This window comes from Undibacterium sp. 5I2, assembly GCF_035019605.1.
Lineage (GTDB): Bacteria > Pseudomonadota > Gammaproteobacteria > Burkholderiales > Burkholderiaceae_D > Undibacterium.
In genome coordinates this window covers 1-20,913 of sequence record NZ_JASJVS010000031.1, presented here as the reverse complement: position 1 = coordinate 20,913, position 20,913 = coordinate 1, and the positions used below count along the sequence as shown (strand labels likewise).

General features: G+C 55.7%; 19 protein-coding genes. 6 read left to right on the top strand and 13 right to left on the bottom strand.

Annotation, left to right across the window (positions count from 1 at the left end; translation table 11 throughout):
- The first annotated feature begins 21 nt into the window (after positions 1 to 21).
- Together rnhA and QN359_RS12075 are read left to right on the top strand one after the other, a co-directional pair.
- Positions 22 to 474, top strand: a complete 453-nt coding sequence (rnhA, locus tag QN359_RS12080) for a ribonuclease HI (RefSeq protein WP_322247729.1) — start codon at positions 22 to 24, stop codon at positions 472 to 474.
- A gap of 357 nt (positions 475 to 831) precedes the next feature.
- Positions 832 to 1,218 carry a hypothetical protein gene (locus tag QN359_RS12075; RefSeq protein ID WP_322247730.1) on the top strand — a complete coding sequence of 129 codons (387 nt, stop codon included), beginning with the start codon at positions 832 to 834 and terminating at the stop codon, positions 1,216 to 1,218.
- 36 nt (positions 1,219 to 1,254) lie between these two features.
- On the opposite strand, the gene QN359_RS12070 is transcribed toward QN359_RS12075, so the two are convergent.
- From QN359_RS12070 to bcsZ, 6 genes are all read right to left on the bottom strand, one after another.
- Complete coding sequence (locus QN359_RS12070) at positions 1,255 to 1,890, bottom strand: CatA-like O-acetyltransferase (protein WP_322247731.1); 636 nt, start codon at positions 1,888 to 1,890, stop codon at positions 1,255 to 1,257.
- Positions 1,891 to 1,949: 59 nt separating this feature from the next.
- Positions 1,950 to 2,885 (bottom strand): transaldolase, encoded by a 936-nt coding sequence (tal, locus tag QN359_RS12065; RefSeq protein WP_322247732.1) that lies wholly within the window; start codon positions 2,883 to 2,885, stop codon positions 1,950 to 1,952.
- Positions 2,886 to 2,913: 28 nt separating this feature from the next.
- Positions 2,914 to 3,972 (bottom strand): selenide, water dikinase SelD, encoded by a 1,059-nt coding sequence (gene selD, locus QN359_RS12060; RefSeq protein ID WP_322247733.1) that lies wholly within the window; start codon positions 3,970 to 3,972, stop codon positions 2,914 to 2,916.
- A 117-nt stretch (positions 3,973 to 4,089) separates the two neighbouring features.
- Positions 4,090 to 5,529 (bottom strand): DEAD/DEAH box helicase, encoded by a 1,440-nt coding sequence (locus QN359_RS12055; RefSeq protein ID WP_322247734.1) that lies wholly within the window; start codon positions 5,527 to 5,529, stop codon positions 4,090 to 4,092.
- Between the two features lie 325 nt (positions 5,530 to 5,854).
- Positions 5,855 to 6,724, bottom strand: a complete 870-nt coding sequence (locus tag QN359_RS12050) for a DMT family transporter (protein ID WP_322247735.1) — start codon at positions 6,722 to 6,724, stop codon at positions 5,855 to 5,857.
- 114 nt (positions 6,725 to 6,838) lie between these two features.
- Positions 6,839 to 7,993, bottom strand: a complete 1,155-nt coding sequence (gene bcsZ / locus QN359_RS12045; RefSeq protein ID WP_322247736.1) for a cellulose synthase complex periplasmic endoglucanase BcsZ — start codon at positions 7,991 to 7,993, stop codon at positions 6,839 to 6,841.
- Positions 7,994 to 8,153: 160 nt separating this feature from the next.
- On the opposite strand from bcsZ, the gene modA reads away from it, so the two are divergent.
- From modA to QN359_RS12025, 4 genes are read left to right on the top strand one after another with little or no spacing between them, the layout of a single operon-like run.
- The gene (modA, locus tag QN359_RS12040; protein WP_322247737.1) at positions 8,154 to 8,906 is read left to right on the top strand and encodes a molybdate ABC transporter substrate-binding protein; all 753 of its coding nucleotides are present in this window, start codon (positions 8,154 to 8,156) and stop codon (positions 8,904 to 8,906) included.
- Entirely contained in the window at positions 8,903 to 9,337 is a 435-nt protein-coding gene (locus QN359_RS12035) for a TOBE domain-containing protein (RefSeq protein WP_322247738.1), read from the top strand. Before modA ends, QN359_RS12035 begins: the two co-directional genes overlap by 4 nt.
- Positions 9,334 to 10,020, top strand: coding sequence for a molybdate ABC transporter permease subunit (modB, locus tag QN359_RS12030; protein ID WP_322247739.1), 687 nt, complete (start codon positions 9,334 to 9,336; stop codon positions 10,018 to 10,020). Before QN359_RS12035 ends, modB begins: the two co-directional genes overlap by 4 nt.
- The gene (locus QN359_RS12025; protein ID WP_322247740.1) at positions 10,017 to 10,919 is read left to right on the top strand and encodes an ABC transporter ATP-binding protein; all 903 of its coding nucleotides are present in this window, start codon (positions 10,017 to 10,019) and stop codon (positions 10,917 to 10,919) included. The genes modB and QN359_RS12025 overlap by 4 nt, the downstream gene beginning before the upstream one ends.
- Positions 10,920 to 10,958: 39 nt before the next feature.
- On the opposite strand, the gene fabI is transcribed toward QN359_RS12025, so the two are convergent.
- The 7 genes from fabI to QN359_RS11990 all read right to left on the bottom strand — a co-directional run bounded on the left by fabI (position 10,959) and on the right by QN359_RS11990 (position 20,252).
- Positions 10,959 to 11,750 (bottom strand): enoyl-ACP reductase FabI, encoded by a 792-nt coding sequence (fabI, locus tag QN359_RS12020; RefSeq protein ID WP_322247741.1) that lies wholly within the window; start codon positions 11,748 to 11,750, stop codon positions 10,959 to 10,961.
- A 163-nt stretch (positions 11,751 to 11,913) separates the two neighbouring features.
- Positions 11,914 to 13,236, bottom strand: coding sequence for a metallopeptidase TldD-related protein (locus QN359_RS12015; RefSeq protein WP_322247742.1), 1,323 nt, complete (start codon positions 13,234 to 13,236; stop codon positions 11,914 to 11,916).
- Entirely contained in the window at positions 13,236 to 14,666 is a 1,431-nt protein-coding gene (locus QN359_RS12010; RefSeq protein WP_322247743.1) for a TldD/PmbA family protein, read from the bottom strand. The genes QN359_RS12015 and QN359_RS12010 overlap by 1 nt, the downstream gene beginning before the upstream one ends.
- A gap of 14 nt (positions 14,667 to 14,680) precedes the next feature.
- Positions 14,681 to 16,402 (bottom strand): ABC transporter ATP-binding protein, encoded by a 1,722-nt coding sequence (locus QN359_RS12005; RefSeq protein WP_322247744.1) that lies wholly within the window; start codon positions 16,400 to 16,402, stop codon positions 14,681 to 14,683.
- Positions 16,403 to 16,412: 10 nt separating this feature from the next.
- Positions 16,413 to 17,450 (bottom strand): ABC transporter permease, encoded by a 1,038-nt coding sequence (locus QN359_RS12000; RefSeq protein ID WP_322247745.1) that lies wholly within the window; start codon positions 17,448 to 17,450, stop codon positions 16,413 to 16,415.
- A 9-nt stretch (positions 17,451 to 17,459) separates the two neighbouring features.
- Positions 17,460 to 18,398, bottom strand: coding sequence for an ABC transporter permease (locus QN359_RS11995; protein ID WP_322247746.1), 939 nt, complete (start codon positions 18,396 to 18,398; stop codon positions 17,460 to 17,462).
- A gap of 18 nt (positions 18,399 to 18,416) precedes the next feature.
- Positions 18,417 to 20,252, bottom strand: coding sequence for an ABC transporter substrate-binding protein (locus QN359_RS11990; RefSeq protein WP_322247747.1), 1,836 nt, complete (start codon positions 20,250 to 20,252; stop codon positions 18,417 to 18,419).
- Positions 20,253 to 20,913: the final 661 nt, after the last annotated feature.

The window sequence follows — 20,913 nt, the reverse complement described above, 5'->3', positions numbered from 1 at the left end:
ACAAAAAAATCAAAGATAGCCATGGATAAAATCGAAATTTACACCGACGGCGCTTGCAAGGGTAATCCTGGCACCGGCGGTTGGGGTGCCTACATGATTGCCGGCAGCAATGAAAAAGAACTGTGCGGCGGCGAAAAAGAAACCACCAATAACCGCATGGAATTGATGGCGGTAATACAGGCACTGGCCGCGCTCAAACGTCCTTGCCAGATCATTCTCCACACCGACAGCCAATATGTGCTCAAGGGAATCACGGAATGGATCAAGGGTTGGAAAGCCAAGGGCTGGAAAACTGCGGCCAAGGCCCCGGTCAAAAATGTCGACCTGTGGCAAGCGCTCGACGCCGCCCAAGCGACCCATGAAATCGAATGGCGCTGGGTGCGTGGTCATACCGGCAACCCCGGTAATGAGCGTGCCGATCAGTTGGCGAATCGTGGGGTGGAGATGGTGTTGTCGGGGCGAGTGGTATCCTGATTTTTCGGCCAGGTTTGTTTGCCAAGCCTCACTCATATGATTGACGTCCACTCCCACCTTAGCCTGACGGCTACTGCTTAGGCAGAAAGAGGCTGTCGCAAAAGGCTTTTCAGTCGACGTCCTTCCCGCATGCCGCAGCCTCGTCATTCCCGCGTGCTTTTGGCGGGAACCTGGCGTCGTTTTTAACACTGAAAACATCATCATTTCTGGCATGTTCAGTTAAGCACGAACGTCGCTGGATTCCTGCCAAAAGCGCGCAGGAACGACGTGGCCACCAGTTGGGGTAATGATACCGACTCAATACCCTTTTGCGACAGCCTCTGAAGGCCGGGATTGCAAACCCTGGTCAGATTTTTGATGAAAAAATATATTGCCATGGTTTGCGTCACAGCTCTTTTCTCGCACTCTGGCTATGCGGGCAACGACGCGCGTATTTCCGGGCCATTGAATGTCAATAATCGGGCCGTATTGGCAAAAATCAAGAAAGACAATCCGGTGCACTACCAGAAGATTATTCATATTTTAAGCAAGGTCGATACGAAGTCAGTCGAAGAAGCGCAGTGTTGGATGAAGGTAGAGTTCGGCGCAGAAAATATTGGATTTCAAGATTTGTTTATGCTCAGTTATCCGCCGAAAAAGAGGCTTGATTTTCAATTGGATGCGAGCTCTTACACGGCAGTGATTACATTGCGTTCGAACATGCCTTCCATTCGTTTTCTGAAATATCAGCCGCAGTGCGAGTAGTGCCGACATCGCCTGCCTGCCAGCAGAACCAAGGCTTCAAGCGACGTCCTGCAAGCCATTTTCCAAACGCTCAAGAAACTGATGAATATGCCAGCCATCAACCAAGCCATGATGGACGAAGGTAGCCACCGGCAGCAGCAGGCGACCGTCTTGTTCGTAGCATTTGCCAACTGAAATTTTCGGTACGCTGTCGCCATCATTGTGGCGGCGCGCATGGCTGATGCCGGAAAAGCTGATCCAAGGGATGGCGGAGAAGTGAATCGCATCGGTGCGTTCGTGGTGCTCGCCTATGCACAGGCCGCTGGCTTGTTTGACGAGCTCGGTGGCAGCGCTGGTGGCGCGGCTGAAAGCCGCAAACTCTTCTTGGTAAGCGATGCGGCAAAAGCCGAACGTGTGGTCGGGCCGGCTGATGGTGGCATGGGCGTGAATACTATGGTAATCGAGCACTTGGCCATCTTCGATACGCAGGCGCAGAGCTTGGGTGTGATTGACCGCAGCCAAAACTTGATGCAGATAAAATTGGAAGAACGACAGCTGCTCGCGGCGGCAGTGATCGCGTGCGGTGCGACAGTCAAGGTTGGCGACGATGCCGTGGAAAGGCTCGTCACACCGTGAGAAAAAGGCGAAATGTTCGCGCCGATTCCAGTTGGCCAAATCGATGAGGGTTTTCATAGCTGATTATTTGCGGTGCCGGCACCGCGCGGGTGCCGGCTACCGAGGTGGCCGTCGGGTCAGCGCAGGGCGCTGATCATGTGTTCCAGTTTGACCGTGTCGGCGCAGAAGGCGCGGATGCCTTCGGCCAGTTTTTCCGTTGCCATGGCATCGTCGTTAAGTTGGTAGCGGAATGCGGCTTCGTGCATGTCGATTTTTTCGACCGTACTGGCGGCAGCGATTTCCGGGCTCAGCTTGGCGCTGATGGGGTTGTTCGAGTCGGCTAATTTTTGCAGTAATTCCGGGCTGATGGTGAGCAGGTCGCAGCCAGCCAATTCCAGAATTTGCGAGGTATTGCGAAAACTCGCGCCCATCACTTCGGTGCGGTAGCCGAACTTGCGGTAGTACGAGTAGATTTTTTTGACGGACACGACACCAGGATCGTCGGCACCGAAAATTTCTTGACCGGTTTTGTTTTTATACCAGTCGTAGATGCGGCCGACAAACGGCGAAATCAGTTGGGCGCCGGCTTCGGCACAGGCGACGGCTTGGGCTAACGAGAACAACAGCGTCATGTTGCAGCGTATGCCGTCGCGTTCGAGGATTTCGGCGGCGCGTATGCCTTCCCAAGTCGAGGCGATTTTGATCAGGATACGTTCGCGGGCAATGCCGGCGGCTTCATACAGGGCGATCAGTTGGCGGCCTTTGGCGACGGTGGCGGCGGTATCGAAGGATAGGCGCGCGTCGGTTTCGGTCGAGACGCGGCCTGGGATTTGTTGCAAGATTTCGAGACCGAAGGCGATCAGCAGGTGATCGATGGTGTCATCGACCGGACGACCGACGGTGGCGCGCACGGCCGCTTCCAGCAGCGGGCGGTATTCCGGCTTTTGCACCGCCTTCAAGATCAAGGAAGGATTGGTAGTCGCATCGCGCGGCGTGTAGGCTTTGATGGCTTGAAAATCACCGGTGTCAGCGACCACGGTGGTGTATTGCTTCAATTGCTCTAATTGGTTCATGTCAGGTTCGCATTCAATGAGTAAAAGATCAGGCTTGCACGTTTATATGCGCCGGGCCGGCCACGATGTCGCCGATGACGGCTGCATCCATGAAGCCGCCGGCGCGGAAAATTGTTAATACTTGCTCGACTGCTTCGGCATCGCACGATACCAATAAGCCGCCCGAGGTTTGCGGGTCACTCAGCATGGCTTGTTGCGCCGCGCTGAGGCTGTCGGCCAGGCTGACGTCGTGGCCATAGGCGGCCCAGTTTCTGGCCGAGGCACCGGTGACGTAACCGGCTTGTGCCAGTTCGGCTGCGGCTGGCAGCAGCGGAATGTCAGCCATGCGCAGCGTGGCACTCAAGCCGGCACCGCGACAAATTTCCAGCAAGTGGCCGAGCAGGCCGAAACCGGTGACATCGGTCATGGCATGCACGCCGCTCAGCTGTGATAATTGTTGGCCGGGGCGATTGAGTTGGGTGGTACTGGCGATCATGGTGGCATAACCGGCGGCATCGAGCGCTTGTTTTTTCAAGGCCGCCGAGAGTATGCCTACGCCTAGAGGTTTGCCGAGTATCAGCTTGTTGCCGGCTTTGGCATCGGCATTGCGTTTCACCTTGGATGGATGGATCAAGCCCATCACCACCAAGCCGTAGATCGGTTCGACTGAGTCGATGGTGTGGCCACCGGCGATCGGTATGCCGGCTTCGGCACAGATGGTTTCTCCGCCACGAATGATGTCGCCGATCACGCTCAGCGGTAATTGATTGATCGGCATGCCGACCAAGGCCAGCGCCATGATCGGTGTGCCGCCCATGGCGTAGACATCGGAGATGGCATTGGTGGCAGCGATGCGGCCGAAGTCAAATGGATCATCGACGATGGGCATGAAAAAATCGGTGGTGGCGATCAGCGCTTGTTCATCGTTGAGACGCCAAACTGCGGCATCATCGGCCGTTTCTATGCCGACCATCAGCGCTGGCGGTACCGGGAAGCCGCTCGATTTCTTCAGAATTTCAGCCAATACGCCGGGGGCGATTTTACAGCCGCAGCCGCCGCCGTGAGAAAAGGAGGTCAGGCGTACCGGCGTTTCGGTGGGTGTGGTCATGGTCGTTTCATCAGTCAGCATCAAGGCTATGATTATACGCTGCAGCGCCTTGGAATAAAAAAAAGCGAACACCGCAGTGTTCGCTTTTTGATAATGTTGCTTATATGCTGAAGACGATCAGTTGTAGTCGCCAAACGAGCGACGTGCACTGCCTTCGGTGCTACGCGTACCTTTGTAGCCGCCGCTGCCTTCTTTACGCGGTGCGGCATTGCTGCTGCCGGCCGGTTTGCTGAACGAACGTTGCGCTGGTTTGTTGGCGCCGAAACCAGCACCGGCCGGTTTGCGGTTGTCGCCTGGTTTCCAGTTACCTGGCTTGCGTGCTGCAGAGCGCGGTGCCGAGGCAGTTTTCTTTGGTTCGAAACCTTCGATGACATCGACTGGTATCAATTGCTTGGTAAAGCGTTCGATACGTTTGACGTGCATGCCTTCGGCGTGGTTGACCAGGGAAATCGCCAAACCTTTGCGACCGGCGCGGCCAGTACGGCCGATGCGGTGGACGTAATCTTCTGGGAATTTCGGCAAATCGTAGTTGAATACGTGGGTGATGCCAGGTACGTCGATGCCGCGGGCAGCAACGTCGGTGGCTACCAAAACACGGATTTGACCGCGACGCAGGCCGTCGAGGGTACGGTTACGCGCGCCTTGGTGCATGTCGCCATGCAATGCAGCAGCGGCGAAACCGGCGATGTTGAGGCGATCAGCGATGGTATCGGCATCACGTTTGGTGGCGGTGAAGACCACGGCTTGATCGAGCGAGACATCGCGCAGCAAATGATCGAGCAGGCGATTTTTGTGCGACAAATCGTCGACGAAATGCACTTTTTGTTCGATATTTTCATGCTTGCTGGCGGAACCGGCGATCTGTACGACCATTGGGTCGTTCGTGATGCGCTTGGCCATATTGCCGACGACGCCGTCGAGTGTCGCCGAGAACAGCATGGTTTGACGGGTCGGTGGGGTAGCGGCGACGATTTTTTCGATATCGTCGATGAAACCCATGTCGAGCATGCGATCGGCTTCGTCAAGTACCAGCATTTCGAGTTCGGAGAAATCGATTTTGCCCGATTCCATGTGGTCGATCAAACGACCTGGTGTGGCAACCAGAATTTCCGGATTGCGTGCCAGCAATTGCATTTGCTTAGGATAAGGCATGCCACCCAAAATCGAGACGGCCTTGATACGGCGCGAATAGGCGCTGTATTTTTCGGTGGCAGTCGTGACTTGTAAAGCCAATTCACGGGTTGGTGTCAAGACCAACATTTTTGGTTTTGCAGCGATGAAACGTGGACGGTCGCCGCGTGAGCGGGCCGATTGACGTTCTTGGTTAGGGGTTTTGCTGTTGTCGTATTCGACAACTTCGGCGGCGATCAATTTGTGCAAGGCTGGCAGCATGAATGCGGCAGTTTTGCCCGAGCCGGTCTGGGAGGAGACCATCAGGTCACGACCTGCAATCGCGGCAGGAATCGCCTGCTCTTGCACCGATGTCGGCTTGGTATAGCCGGAGTCAGTCAGTGCACGGATGAGGTTAACGTGGAGGCCTAGTGCTTCGAAACTCATGGAATTCTTTCGTAAAGATTTAGCGCGATGCAAACGTAACGCGCGCAACAATGCAGCGCCAACCAAACGAAATGAACACAGAAAATCCAACAACGGACGACAATGAGATTTCGGCACAAAAGCTTTGCGCCGGGATGATGTCTTCGTAATACCAGACATGCAGGGCGGGAGGGCTTTTACATGCTCCATCAGAGGCTGATGAGCACAGGCTTGCGATGCTACAGGTTTTATTTGCTTTATATTGCAGTGCAAAAACGGAATGATACATGATTTCGACCAAACTTGCACAAGTTTTTGAGTTGGCCGCAATACTTACTCGGCGCTATCAGGCTTGTTGCCCGCGCTGTAGCCCAAACAGCGCAGCGATGATCAGCGCGCCACCGAGCAATACCGGCCAGCTCGGGAGCTCGCCCCACAGCGCGGCGGCCATCAGGATGGCCGTCGGCGGCACCAGATAGAGGGCGGCGGCGGCGCGGCTCAGTTGACAGTGTTGCAGCACATAGGCCCAGGCCAAGTAGGCCAGCGCACTCGGGAATAGTCCCAGTAGCAGCACGGCCATGTTGACGCGCAGCGGTGCGGCAGCGATTTGCACGGCCAGCCCCGGTAGATAAGCGCATAGCAACAAGGTGCCGCTCCAAATGGTGTAGCACACCATAGTCAAGTCGCTGTAGCGTTGACCGTAGCGTTTTTGCAGGCTGAAATAAATGCTCCATGATACGGCCGCCCCAAGTATCAGTGCGGCATAGCCGTAGTGGGGTGCGGCAGCGCTGCGGTCGCTCAGCGCCACCAACGCGGCACCGGCCATGGCCACGCCGATACAGCCCCAACGCCAGCGGCTGACCGCTTCACCCAAGAAAAAACGGGCAATCAGGGCGCTGAAGATAGGCGTCGATTGCGCCAAAATGCTGGCGGCACCGACGCTGACATGACGCTGACCGAGATTGAGGGCGAGATGATGGAAGCTGACGGCGAAGGCCCCGAGCAGCAGCAGCAGTGGGATATCGCGCCGCGCCGGCAAGGCGATGCCACGCCAGAGCGCGATGCCGAGCATGAACAGCGAAGCGATCAGGAAGCGCAGCAACGCCAGGCTGCCCGGCGCATAGGCTTGCAAGCCGCTGCGTATGCCTATCGGGGAATAGGCCCAGCACACGATGACGAAGGCGGTGGCGAGTTGGACTTTGCGTTGGGGAGTCATGGTATTTTCCCTGAGGGGCCGCTATGCTTATCCCTTGATGTAAACTATTTTAGTGTGAGCGAGATAAGTTGTCTGCTTATTTATTTGCACACGTTCGCGAGCATTCTCTGCTGCTCACGGCTTACAAGTACTGTTCAGCCGCAAGCTGCCGTTGGCATCAAACGTATAGCGCCGTTCCAGCCAGCCGCCGGCAAACAGGCTCAGCACGCGGTCATAGTAGGCTTGCGGTGGGCGTGCTTGCAGCCTTTGTTGCTGGTGATCGAAGGCTTTGTGGGCGCGGCTGGCTTGGAAAAACGGTAGTAATGCCGCCGAAAAGCCACTGCCAGCGCTGCCCGTTGTGATGCCATTATCGATGCGCACGTATTCGGGCGGGTAGCCCAGTTGTTCGGTCAGGGTCGCCATCGGAGCGAGGGCTTTGAGCAGGGCGGCGCGTTCCGGCACCGTATCGGCCAGCATGCCGGTCCACAGGTAGACGCGAATGGCGTTGTAGCCGCCGCGCCCTTGCTCGGCACCATCGCTGTCAATGCTGAAGCCGCTGGCGGCGCTGTAGCGTATCCAATCGGCCGCATAGCCTTTGGGCGCGGAGCCGACAGTAATCGCGAAGGCAGAATGGGCCAATTGGCCCCAACGCGCGTCTTTGTGGGCAGTTTCGAGGCCACGCAAGACTTGCAGCGGCAGGTAGCTGGCATTGAGTTTCCAACTGGTCGGCGAATTGGCGGCTGCATAAGCAAAGCCGCGCGGTGCCGGCAGTAAGGCCAGACCTAAGCCGGGCAGTTCGGCGCTTTCTTCTTTCAGTATGCGCGCCGCAAGCAAGCGGCCGAGCGCGCGGTAGCGCGGCGTTTGCCAATGGCGGCCGGCTTGTTCGAGCAGGTAGGCGAGCCACAGGTCGGCATCGCTGGCGCTGTTGTCATCGAGTATGCCCCAGCTTTGATCGGGGCGCTGGCCCCATTGCCAAGCCGGTAAGCGTACCGTCAGATCGCCACCGGCCAGATTATTTTCGGTCCAAGTTAGCAGGGTGTCGAAGCTGCTGCGGTCGTTGGCGACGAGGGCGAAAAACATGCCGTAGACTTGGGCTTCGGAAACGGTGGTTTGCTGCGCTTCTTTGCGATCGGTGACGCGGCCGTCGACGCTGATCATCTGATGTTTGAATTGTTCCCATTCCGGCCAAGGCGCGGCGCAATCGGCCGCGCTGGCATGGGCGTGGCCAAGGAGGAGCAAACAACTGCATGCCAAACAGGTGAAACGACGGCGGTAATGGTTGGTGCGCATGGTGTGGTTGGATCGTTTGAGTAAAGCCCATGGGGCGGCAGGTGAAAGTGTAAAGCATGCAGCAAGTAAATGTGCAAGTGGCCGCACTTGGTTTTATTTGAGTAATGTGGATGAGACTGATACGATGCAGCAATGAAGTGTGTTAACCATAGGATAAAGAATGCGCAACAAATTGTTCAGTCTGCTGTTTTGTATGACAGTGACACTACCGGCCGCTGCCGAGACGATTTCGGTGGCGGTGGCGGCGAATGTACAGTATGTCTTCGATGACTTGAAGGCGGCCTTCAAACAGGAAACCGGGCACGAGGCACAGGGGGTGTTCAATTCTTCGGGTAAGTTTGTGGCGCAGATCAGTAATGGTGCGCCCTTCGATGTATTCTTGTCGGCCGATATGGAATTTCCCGAAAAATTGTATCGAGATGGCTTTACCACGGCAGCCCCGAAGGTGTATGCCAGCGGTGCGCTGGTGTTGTGGAGCAGTAAAAGCCGCGATTGGCAGCAGTGGCAGCAATTACTGAGCAGTGCCGCGATCACGCGCATTGCGCTGGCTAACCCCAAGACTGCACCTTACGGTCGCGAAGCCATGAAAATGCTGAAAACCTTGGGTCTGGATGCTGCTGTACAGAGCAAACTGGTGTTTGGTGAAAGTATTTCGCAAACCAATCAATATATCGACTCGGGCTTGGTCGATCTCGGTTTCACCGCCAAGTCGGTGGTGCTGTCGCCGCAGATGCAGGGCCATGGCAGTTGGGTAGAGATGCCGAAGTCTGCGTATGAACCGATTGCGCAGGGGGCGGTGTTGCTTAATTATGGTCGACAACATCATGCGCAAGCGGCGCAGCAGTTTTATGACTTCATGTATTCGGCCAAAGCACGGGCGATTTTGCAGCGTTACGGTTATTTGCTGCCATGAATTGTTTGCACGGAACAATTTTGGCGGTCGAGGCGCATGGTACTGTCGCCATCGTCGATGTCGCCGTGGGTGCACTGCAATTGACGGCGACCTTGCTGGGCAGCGCGCAGCAATTGGCGACTTGGCAGGCGGCGCAGCCGGTACAGATGCTGTTCAAGGAAACCGAAGTGGCCTTGGCCAAGAATTTACAGGGGCAAATCAGCCTGCGTAATCGCTTGCCCGGCCGCATAGTCGAGATCGAATGGGGACAGCTATTGACGCGCGTGCTCGTGCTGCTGGATGATCTCGCCGGCGTGACGATCAGTTCCGTCATCACCACGCGCTCGGCCAAGAATTTGCAACTGCAAGTCGGTGATGCACTCGAGGGGCTGGTGAAGGCGAACGAGATGAGTATTATGGCTGGCTCGGCTAATGATGGAGTGGTGGCATGATAGGCGGCATCGATACGGCACCGTTGTGGCTGAGTTTTCGTCTGGCGGCCTTGACGACAGCGTTGCTGTTGCCAATCGGTATAGCGCTGGCTTATTTTTTGGCTTCGTCGCAAAGCCGCCTGAAACCCTTGTGGGAAACGCTGGTCAGCATGCCGCTGGTGCTGCCGCCTTCGGTATTGGGATTTTATTTGTTGCTGGCTTTGAGTCCGCAGCACGCTTTCGGGCACTGGCTGGAGCAGTATTTGCATCTGAAGTTGGTGTTCAGTTTTTCCGGTTTGGTGCTCGGTTCACTGATCTTCAGTTTGCCGTTTATGGTGCAACCGCTGCAAGCCGGTTTGCAAAATTTACCAGCGTCTTTACTCGAAGCCTCGCGCAGTTTGGGTAAATCCGATTTCTACACCTTGTGGCGTATTTTGTTACCCAATATCAAACCGGCTGTGTTGACCGGGGTGGTGTTGAGCTTCGCGCATACGGTCGGCGAGTTCGGTGTGGTGTTGATGATAGGCGGAAATATTCCCGGTGTGAGCAAGGTCGCTTCGCTGGCGATTTATGATGAGGTGGAGAGCCTCAATTATGCCGCTGCCCATACCTATGCGGCCGTGCTGTTGGTGCTCAGTTTCAGTATTTTATTGGGCGTGTATTTACTCAATCGCCGCAGCCTTGCTGCGCGGATGTGGCCATGATTACATTCGATTGCCAAAAGTCTTTGCAAAGCAGTCAGGGGGCGCTGCGCCTCGATGTGCAATTTGAGCTTGCGGCCGGTGCCTGTGCGGCCTTGTTCGGGGTCTCGGGAGCTGGTAAAACCACGCTCTTGCGCATGTTGGCCGGTTTAACCGCACCCGACAGCGGGTGCATCACGGTTGATGGTCAGTGTTGGTATGACAGTGCGCGTGGCATCAATTTGCCGCCGCAACAGCGTGCGCTCGGTTTGGTGTTTCAGGATTATGCCTTGTTTCCAAATTTGAACGTGGCGCAGCAGGTCGCGTATGCCTTGCCAGCGGGGCAGGAACAGGTATGCCAACGTTTGCTGGAGTTGAGCGGTTTAGCAGCCTTGCGTGAGCGCTTGCCGGCGCAATTATCGGGCGGGCAAAAGCAGCGCGTGGCCTTGGCGCGCGCGCTCGGGCGTGTGATTGGCAGTCAGGCGCGCGTGTTGCTGCTCGATGAAGCCTTGACGGCGCTCGATTCCGCCATGCGTGCGCAATTACAGGATGAATTGATACAACTGCAACGCGAATTCGGTTTGACTACCTTGTTTGTCAGTCATGATGTCGGTGAAGTGTTTAAGTTGGCGCAACAAGTTTTTCTGCTGGAAAACGGCACGGTGGCGCGCAGTGGCAGTCCGTCAGAGATGTTTTTGCAGCAGCGTATGCAGGGGCAATTATTATTGCAGGCGCAAGTGCTGGCGGTACGGCGCGAAGAGGTGGTATTTATTTTGTCGCTGCTGGTCGGTGCGGATATCGTTGAAATCATCGCCGCCGCCGATGAAGTGCAAAATTTGCAGGTCGGCGAGAGGATTGCGATTTCGGCCAAGGCTTTCAGTCCGCTGATCGTCAGAAACAAGCCAGCCGTGGCCATAAGCTGAGTCTGCTGCCACTGATGTCGGCAGCAGACGCCCATGCGATTACGCGTAGGATTCGGCGTTCAAACCCATGACATGCGAAAAACCGCCATCGACATAGGTAATTTCGCCGGTGATGCCGTTGGCCAGTGGCGAGAGCAGGAAGGCGGCGGTGTTGCCGACGTCTTCGATGGTCACATTGCGACGCAAGGGTGCATGCGCGGCAACGAAGCCAAGCAATTTACCGAAATCTTTGATGCCGCTGGCAGCCAAAGTTTTGATCGGGCCGGCCGAGATACCATTGACGCGTATGCCTTTTTTACCGAGGTTTTCCGCCAAATAGCGTACCGAGGCTTCCAACGACGCTTTCGCCAAGCCCATGGTGTTGTAATGCGGAATGGCGCGAATGGCACCGAGGTAAGACAGGGTCAGCAGGGCCGAGTTTTCATGCAGCAAAGGCAGGGCCGCTTTGGCCATAGCTGGGAAGCTGTAAGCCGAGATATCATGCGCGATGCGGAAGGCTTCGCGTGAAAAACCATCGAGGAATTCGCCGGCGATGGCTTCGCGTGGCGCAAAGCCGATCGCATGCACCAAACCATCGAGTTTGTCCCAATGCTTGGCGAGATCGGTGAAGACCGCATCGATTTGCTCGTCGCTGGCAACATCACAGTCAAACACCAGTTTGCTGTCGAATTCTGCCGCGAAATCAGTGATCCGGTCTTTGAAACGTTCGCCGACATAGGTGAAAGCCAGTTCTGCGCCTTCGCGTTTGCATGCCTGGGCAATGCCATAAGCGATGGAGCGGTTGGACAGCAAACCGGTGATCAGAATTTTTTTGCCTTGCAGAAATGCCATATTGACTCCAGATAAAATCGTCTTTCCTTGCCGTCAGCGCTGTGGTGCACGGATCGGCAGAATAGAATGTTTGGTTTCAGGAAACTCCTGAAAATTGTTGTGCGAGGCGAAATTCAGCGCGTTCATCACAACAGGTCGGAATTGTAGTGGTTAAGCGCGAATGTTACAACACGAAACGCATCGCCTTCAACAAGGCCCCCGGTAACTGCGCACCGCCGGTGCGTCGTTCGCCGTAGGATTGGTCATCCATGATGAGTTCGGTTTGGGTTGTCAGCGCCAATAATTCATCGCCCAGCAAGCGGTAGAGTGAGTCATCGAAGCGCATCACATTGAGTGGTGCGCGAATCACGCCATCTTCAACCCAGAAGCAGGCAAAGCGGGTCATGCCGGTGATGCGACAACTGGCGCGATCGGAAAAATTCAAATACCAGAGGTTGCTGATGTAGATACCGGTACCGAGTGCGGCCAGAGCTTGCTCCATGTCTAGTTCGCCGCCCTGCATGCGCAATGAGTGGCAGCTTTCTTCCGAGTCGGCGCCGTTATCGGCGATGCCGTATTCTTTAGCGCTGCGCGGCGACACCATACTGCCGCACAACTGTCCGGCACGGATGAGGGCGATCTGCGGTGGCTTGATGAAGCCCTGTTCTTGAAAGCTCGGGGCGATGCCGAGTTGCTTGTCTTCCCACAGATGCAGCGCCGGATTGAGCGCTACCGCGCCACTGTGCAGCCGTTGCAGGCAGCTTTGTTGGGTGCGCAGGGCTTTTTCCGACAGCCCGCGCCAGTTCAGCATGCCTAGCAATTCATTGAGTGCGGTTGGCGTCAGATACACCCGGTAGTCGCCCGGCGTGATGCTGATGGCCGGGCGCGCCAATAACAGCAGTTGTTGTTTTGATAGTGCGAATTTTTGCAAAAATTGCTGTTGATCCCATTGCATGCCGGCGTAATTGGACTTGATGGCCTTGTCTCCGGCATGAAACAGGCTCCAGTCGAAATTAAAATTTTTCGTTTGATACCAGTTTCGCTGTCCGGCGCAATTCGCAAAGCCGCGGCAAATGCTGCCATAGCTGAGCAAGCCGACCAGGTCGAGGCCGGCAGCAGCAGCCAGAATCTGGGCGACCAGTTCGGCGGCGCTCGGCAGTGCGCTGTCTTGCACCGTGCTGCTGTGGCTGACGCTGCTGGTGCTGAGCCAATGCGGGTCGGCTGGCAGATCGGGCAACTCGCTGCGTAATTGCAGCAGACAGTCATCGAGCAGGGGCAGGTCAGTCTCAGTATTGCCACTGAGATTGATACTGCGGCTGCTATGGCAACTGCCGCGCAGCAATTGCAGACGTAAAACAATTTGTTGCACATGACCGGGTTGGCGGATGGTGCTGTGGTTGAAGCGCACGAAGTCGCTGCTCTCGGCCGACAAATAGCAGGTGCTTTGTTCCTCGTCTTGCAGTTGGGTTTGCACGTAGTCGGCGAGTTGGTAAAAAAATTCTTGCATCAGGCATCACCTCCGAAAACTTCGACTTGTTCAAACAGGCAGGCCGGAGCGGCATGGCCGACGCGGATTACTTGTGCCGGTTCGCCCTTGCCGCAGTAGGGCGTGCCCATGACGGCGCAGGTGGTGGCGTCGCCGACCATTTTCAGCGAGCGCCAAAAGCTGTCGGAAATGCCGCGGTAATTCGGGTTCTTCAGCCAGCCTTGTAGTTCGCCGTGTTTGATCAATTGTCCGTATTCGCAGCCGAATTGAAATTTATTGCGCGAATCATCGATAGACCACGAGACATTGGTGTTCATCAGCACGCCATATTCGACGGCGGCGATCATTTCTTGCAGCGTGCTGCTGCCGGCTTCGATGTTCAGGTTCGCCATGCGGTCGATCGGTGGGCGGTTCCAGTCGCAGGCGCGGGCATTCGCCAGACCAGGCAAGCCGCTGCGTGCGGCCGACAAGGCACTGCCGAGTGGGCGCTCGAGTACGCCAGCGCGGATGAGCCAGGTTTTTTCGGCTGGGTGGCCTTCGTCATCCCAGTGATAGCTGGCGAATTGTTCGGCGCGCGAGGGGTCATGCGTGACATTGAGCAGTGCCGAGCCATATTGAAAATGTCCAAACATATCGGCCGTGACGAAGCTGGTACCGGCGAAATTGCGTTCGTCGCCGAGGATGCGGTCGAGTTCCAGCGGATGACCGATCGATTCGTGTATTTGCAACATCATCTGCTCTGGCATCAGCAGCAAATCCATCACGCCGCTCGGGCAGTTCGGTGCCGCCAGCAGGGCTAAGGCTTCGCTGGCCACGCGCGCGCCGGCCCCATACAAGCCGGCAGCAGATAAAATTTCGCTGCCACCTTGCTGGCAAAAGCCATTGTATTGGCCGCCGAGGCTGCGGGTTTGGGTGTCGCCGTCGTGATGCGCGCTGACCGACAGACTGGGAATGAGGTAGTCGAAACTTTGCTCGAGATCGGCACCGGCGCTGTTGCACAGCATTTGCCGACTGCTGGTGCGGGCGATGGCAGCCTGCCAATCGACGATGCGCGCATCGATCCGGCAAGCTTGGCTTTCTTGCTGTAACAGTGCGATCAAGTCGCGCCGACCAAGGCCGCTGGCGCTCGGGCCTTGGTACCGTCCTTGTGCCGATGATTGCGGCAGGGTGCTGAAATCGGTGACGCCACGTGCCGCGCTTTGGCTGGCCCAGTCGCAGGCGCGCCGCAGTGCCGCGCCCAAGCCGCTGCGCGACAGATCGCTGGTGGCGGCATAGCCGTAGCCACCGCGATGTATCACACTGAGCATGGCACCACGACTACGCTTGCTATGGAGTGGTTGCAGGACGTTTTGGCGTACCAGCAATTCTTCGTGATTTTCATCGACTAAGCGCAGCGAGCAGAATTCCACTGCCGGCATGAGTTCGCGAAACAGTTTTTTGATGGCATCCATATTCATCTCCCTGATCAAGCAGCTGCGGCGATACGGTGCGCGCCATACCCGCGCGGAATCGCATTGAGTAAATTGCGCGTGTAGGCTTGCTGCGGTTGTTGATACAAGGTGTCGGAATTCGCCAATTCGACGACTTTCCCTTGTTGCATCACCATGACTTGATCGGCGATGTATTTGACCACGGCCAGATCGTGCGAAATGAAGATATACGACAGGCCGAATTCTTCCTGCAAATCTTGCAGCAGATTGAGTACTTGGGCTTGTACCGAGACATCGAGTGCCGATACTGATTCGTCGCAAATCAAGACTTCCGGTTGCATGCTCAGGCAGCGTGCAATCGCGATGCGCTGGCGCTGGCCGCCGGAAAATTCATGCGGATAGCGGCCGATGGCGGCGACCGGCAAGCCGACTTTATCGAGTAATTGCGCCGCGAGGTACTCGCGGGCCTGGCGATCGGCACCGATTTGATGGATCTGCATCGGTTCGGTCAGTATCTGCCCTACTGTGTAGCGCGGGTTGAGCGAGGCATAGGGATTTTGAAAAATGATTTGGATGCGCCGTTTGTAAGGCAAAAATTCTGCTTTCGACATGGCCAGAATATCTCTCCCGTCGAATAAGGCTTGGCCCTGGCTGGCCGCATGCAAACGCATCAGGCACAGGCCGACCGTGGTTTTGCCCGAACCCGATTCACCGACCACGCCCAAAGTTTTACCACGTGCCAGTTTGAATGAGACATCATCGACCGCCTTGAATTCGGTTTTGCCGAACCAGCCGCTGGGAGTGTAAAAACTTTTACTCAAATGCTTTACCTCGAGCACGATGGCTTCGCTGCCGTCGAGGCCGCGCTGACGCTGTTGTGCGAGCGTAGTCGCGCCGCCTTGCGTGAGGAAATCGGCAATCACCGGCAAGCGCCATGGGCGCTGGTCCAAGCTTGGTCGGCAATGCAGCAGTGCTTGGGTGTAGCTATCTTGCGGCCGCAAGAAAATCTGGTCGACGCTGCCGGCTTCGCGAATTTCACCATGACGCATGACGATCACCTGGTCGGCAATTTCGCCGACCAAGGCCAGATCGTGGGTAATGAACAGCACGGACATGCGCAGTTTGATGCGCAGGGCATTGATGAGTTCGATGATTTGTTTTTGTATCGTCACATCGAGCGCCGTGGTTGGCTCATCGGCGATCAACAGTTTCGGTTCGCAAGCGATGGCCATGGCAATCATCACGCGTTGCTGTTGGCCGCCCGAAAGTTGGCTCGGATAGGCATCGACCTTGGCGGCGGGCTCGGGAATGCCGACTTCTTCCAGCAGCGCGATGGCGCGCGCGCGCGCCTGGCGCGCTGTCATGCCCATGTGCAGGCGTAATACTTCGCCAATCTGGTAGCCGACCGTGAAGACTGGATTGAGCGAACTCATAGGCTCTTGGAAAATCATGGCAATATCTTTGCCACACAGTTGACGCCGTTGATCGAGACTCAATTCCAACAGGCTGCGTCCTTCAAAGCGGATCGCACTGGCGCTGCCGATACGGGCACTGTCGGGCGGCAGCAAACCCATGATGGCCAGCGAGCTGACCGATTTGCCGCTGCCTGATTCTCCGACCAAGGCCACCGTGCTGTTATACGGAATCTGAAACGAAATGCCTTTGACGGTGTCGGCATAGTCGTGTTTGTTGATGCGAAAAGCGATTTGCAGATTCTCGACTTCCAGCAATGCCGGCGATGTAGCGATGGATGACATCGTGATTTCCTTACTTTAACTTGGGGTCGAGCGCATCGCGCAAGGCATCGGTAAACAAGGAGAAGGCAGTTACCAACACCGCCATGGCGACGGTGGCGGCAGTCAGTTGCCACCACTTTCCAAGTATCAATTCATTCTGGGCTTCATTGAGCATGCTGCCCCAGGAAACCGTTCCGACCGGCACGCCGAAGCCGAGAAAGCTCAGTATCACTTCCGATTTGATGAAGCCGACTACCAGTATCGAAACTTGTACCAGGGCGACGTGGCTGACATTCGGAAAAATCTGCCAGGCCATTTTGCGCCAATGGCTGGCACCGATGGCATCGGCCGCCCAGATGTATTCGCGGTTCTTGTGTTTCATGTATTCGGCGCGCATCAAGCGAAATGGCCCGGTCCAGCCAGTCAGGGCGAGGATGAGGACGATGGTGCCGACGCCTTTTTGCTGCAGCACCGCGGCCACAGAGAGGATCAGTAACAGATAGGGGATGGCAGTGAAAATGCTGTAAAACCAGTTGAAAAAATCATCGATGCGGCCGCCGAAATAGCCGGCCAAGGCACCGAAGACGGTGCCGAGCAGAGTGGCCAGAAAGGCGGCGACGAGGCCGACGACGATGGAAGTTTCTGCTCCTTTGATGGTTTTCTTGAGGATGTCGTGGCCCCAGCGGTCGGCCCCGAAGGGCAGGGTGGCTGCCCGTTCAAGAACGGTCGCTTTACCGGCCTGTGCCAACTTGGCGCGGATCTCGCGCAGCTCGACTGCCAGCGGGTCGATGATGTCATTGTCTTCGATACTGCTGGCCGCCGCCGGCGCGATGGTAGGCGCGCTGGCGCCGGTTTCTTCGGCATCGGCACCGATGAAGCCGGGTGGCGCGTAGCTGAGGCCGACTTCTTGTTCCCAGTCGGCGGCCAGCCAGCCGCAGGCCGAGCAACTGATGAGCAGTAAGAAGGCGAGCACGACGGTCAGCGCCGCCATGGCTACTTTGTCGGCGCGCAGACGGCGCGCGGCCAGCGCCCACAGGCCCGGCGAAGTATGCGTTGGAGCAGAAATCATGAGCGATCCTTATTTTAATTGTATGCGCGGATCGAGTGCTTGGTAGAGCAGATCGGTAAGCAGATTGAAAAACATGGTGGCAGCGGCGACGTAGACGGTGATCGCTTTGATCACCGGGAAATCACTGCGCTCAACTGCCAGAATGACTTCACGGCCGATGCCGGGAATCGAAAAGAAGCGTTCGATCAGAAACGCGCCGATCAACAGCGCCGGCAGATTCGACATGATGTGCGTGACGATGGGTATGGCGGCATTGCGCAGCACATGCAGCCACTTTACGCGCCATTCCGGCACCCCTTTGGCGCGCGCGGTGCGCACATAGTCCTGATTGACTTCATCGAGAATAAAACTGCGGAATAAACGCAGATTCGGTGCCACACTGACCATCAGCGCGATCAGTATCGGCAGGGCCGCGTACTTGAACAAGTTGGTGACAAAATGATTGCTCCAGCCCTGTACTGGAAACCAGCCCAGTTGAAAGGCGAACACATATTGGCCGACGATGATGTAGACCAGGATGCTGACCGACATGCCGATGGTGCAGGCGATCATCACGGCACGGTCGGAAAATGAGCCACGCCGAAACGCGATACTCAAAGCCAAGGCGATGGCAAGCACACTTTCAAGTAGGGTCAGCGGCACCAGCACCGTCAACGAAGGGCCGAGCCGACTCTTGAGGATGGCGGAGACGGCTTCGCCGGTGCTCCAACTGTTGCCGAAGTCGAAAGTCACAATTTGCTTGATGAAAATCCATAATTGCACGTAATACGGCTGGTCAATGCCGAGTTGTGTGCGGATATTGGCGATTTGTTCGGGGTTGGACATTTTTCCAGCCAACAGGTAGGCCGGATCGCCGCCTACCCAGTTGAATAAGAAAAATACCAGCAGGATCACGCCGAGCAGGGTCGGTGCCATCTGCCACAGGCGACGCAGGATATAAGTGCTCATAGAGGTGCTGAGTCCGGGTTATTGTTTGGGATCGATGTCAAGGTAGCGCCATTCGGTATGCATGATAGGGTGTTTCTTGTAACCGATCACGCGCGCTTGCAGCAGGTAATTGGTATACGGAACGGCCGTGATGCGCTGGGCCGAATACACTTCCATGATGCGTGCCATTTTATGATAAAGCCGGTCGCGTGCGGCACCGGCCGGCAGCTTTTGACTTTGTTCATATAAGCGATCGTAAGCTGGAATCGCGACGCAGCCGTTGTTATTCATATAGATATTTTTACTGTAAAACAATTGCATGAAATTATCGGCGTCCGGATAGTCGGCTAACCATGGGGCGTTGCGCTGAGTAAGCTGGCAATTTTTTTCGGCTTTCAAAATTTCGGCAAAGGGCCGGAAATCCGATTTCATGCGGATTTTCAGTTTGTCATAGGTTTTTTTCCAGAATTCAGCTTGCACATAACCGCTGGAGTCGGGCGTGGACGTGTAGGTGATGGTCAGCGGCGCACCGTTGGGCAGACGACGAAAGCCATCGGCACCGAGCCGATAGCCGAAGCGATCGAGCAGGGCATTGGCCGCCGGTAAATCATATTGAATACTGCTGACGTAATCGGGATCGTGACCGACCACGCCCGGTGGTATCGGATATTGCAAAGCGACGGCTTGGTCATGGGCGATCACATGAATTTCTTCCTCGACGTCATAGGCCATGGCAATCGCGCGGCGCAGCGCGATTTTTTCTTTGGCTAAGCCACCCACCACCGGGTCGCGCATATTCCAATATTGCGTCACCAATTCCGGCTGAATGACGTGCGAGAGTTGCACGCCCTTGGCAGCCAATTCTGGTTTGAGGCGGTTGTTGCGGATCACTTGAGGCGAGAGCCCGGAGCTTAATTCGAACAAGTCGATTTGATCTTGTTGAAAGGCCAGCAAGCGCGATTGCGCTTCGACGATGATATTGATCACGATACGGTCAATTTGCGGGATGCGCTTGTTTTCCATGGCGGCGATGATCTTTTGGTCGACCGCCGTGCCGTTGCCGGTGAAATGCCAGTATTCCTCGCGATAAGTTTTACTTGCTGCGAGCACGATTTTCGCGCCGCGTACCCATTCGTCCAATTGATACGGGCCGGTGCCAACTGGGTTAGCCATCGCTTGGCCTTGCAAATCCCGATATTGCTCGATCACTTCGCGCGCTACCGCCGAGGCCGCGGTATACGCCAGTATCATGGGCAAATTGTAATCGGGCCGGGTTAGGTGTAGCCGCAGCGTGTAGCGATCGAGTACTTCGAAGCCGGGCACCTTGGCATCGTAATCAAATTTGCCGCTTTTTTTAGCTTGTTCGGCCAGCGCATCGAGGCCGACGATTTTCCCTTCCAGCAGCCATTGGTGCGGCGAGGCGATACGTGGATCCATCAGGCGCTTGAATGAATACACAAAGTCATTCACCGTCAGTTCGCGGGTCTTACCCTGAAACGCCGGGTCGTCGGCAAACACGATATGCTGTTTCAAGCGTATGGTATAGCTCATGCCGTCGGCCGATACCTCGGGCAAACTGGCGGCCGCCTCGGGAATGATTTTGGCTGGGCTGGCCAGGTAATCATAGCCATACAGCCGGTCAAACACGGCTTCGATGATGGCGTTGGAATAGATGTCGCGGGTGACGGCGGGATCAAAGCCGGTTTCGGTGGCGATGAAGACCGTGCGCAATTCCTTGCTCGTAGCGGGCGTTGCTGGCGCGCTGGCGGCACTCGCCGCTCCGTTTGCCAGGGCAGCCAACAACAGGGCCGCGCTCGCCATGAGGCGACGGCAATGGTGGCGGGCAGAAGATGCCGCCGTGAAGCTAAAAATCATCAGATGTTCCTCTTACTACGGTGATCGGTGTCGTCCGGATGGCGCACCGTACCGGCTTTGCCTTGGTGCGCGATGGAAACGCCGTAACCTTAGCGTAAGATCGATAGATTTGCCTATGCCTGTAAAAATTATTTATCATTTTCTCTTGCACCGAATCTGTGCGCTTTGCGATAAACTGAACAGGGAATTCCCGTTGGAATGGCGTGCAAGGTTTTTTTATTTGTTGTGACGCATTAAAAGCGTGAGAAAAACTGGCACAATTTTTGCAAGTTTTATGCTGGCTTGATGCTGGTATTTCGCGTTGAAGTGAATTTTATTCGTCACATCGCGCTTGTAGGCAAATAATTAAATAAATAGTTTGTCATAGAGAGAAAGTGCACCAATTAATTGCTGCAAAGCACAAAACACAGCATTTCCTTTCGCGTAAAATATTTGGCAGAATACAGCTTGTTGTTTTTCAGGGAAATGGTGCTTTGAAGCTATTGACAGGTAATATAGAGAAATGGTTTTATGCGCGGTCTGAAATTTTTTGGCGTAGAAATTTACATTTTTTGAAAAAAAGATGGAATTTATTTGCAAAAAATTACAAGACTTTGTCTTTGTGGTAATTTTTCATTCAAATTGTTCGCATGCTTGGCGCGAGGAATCGGGTGAATAAGTG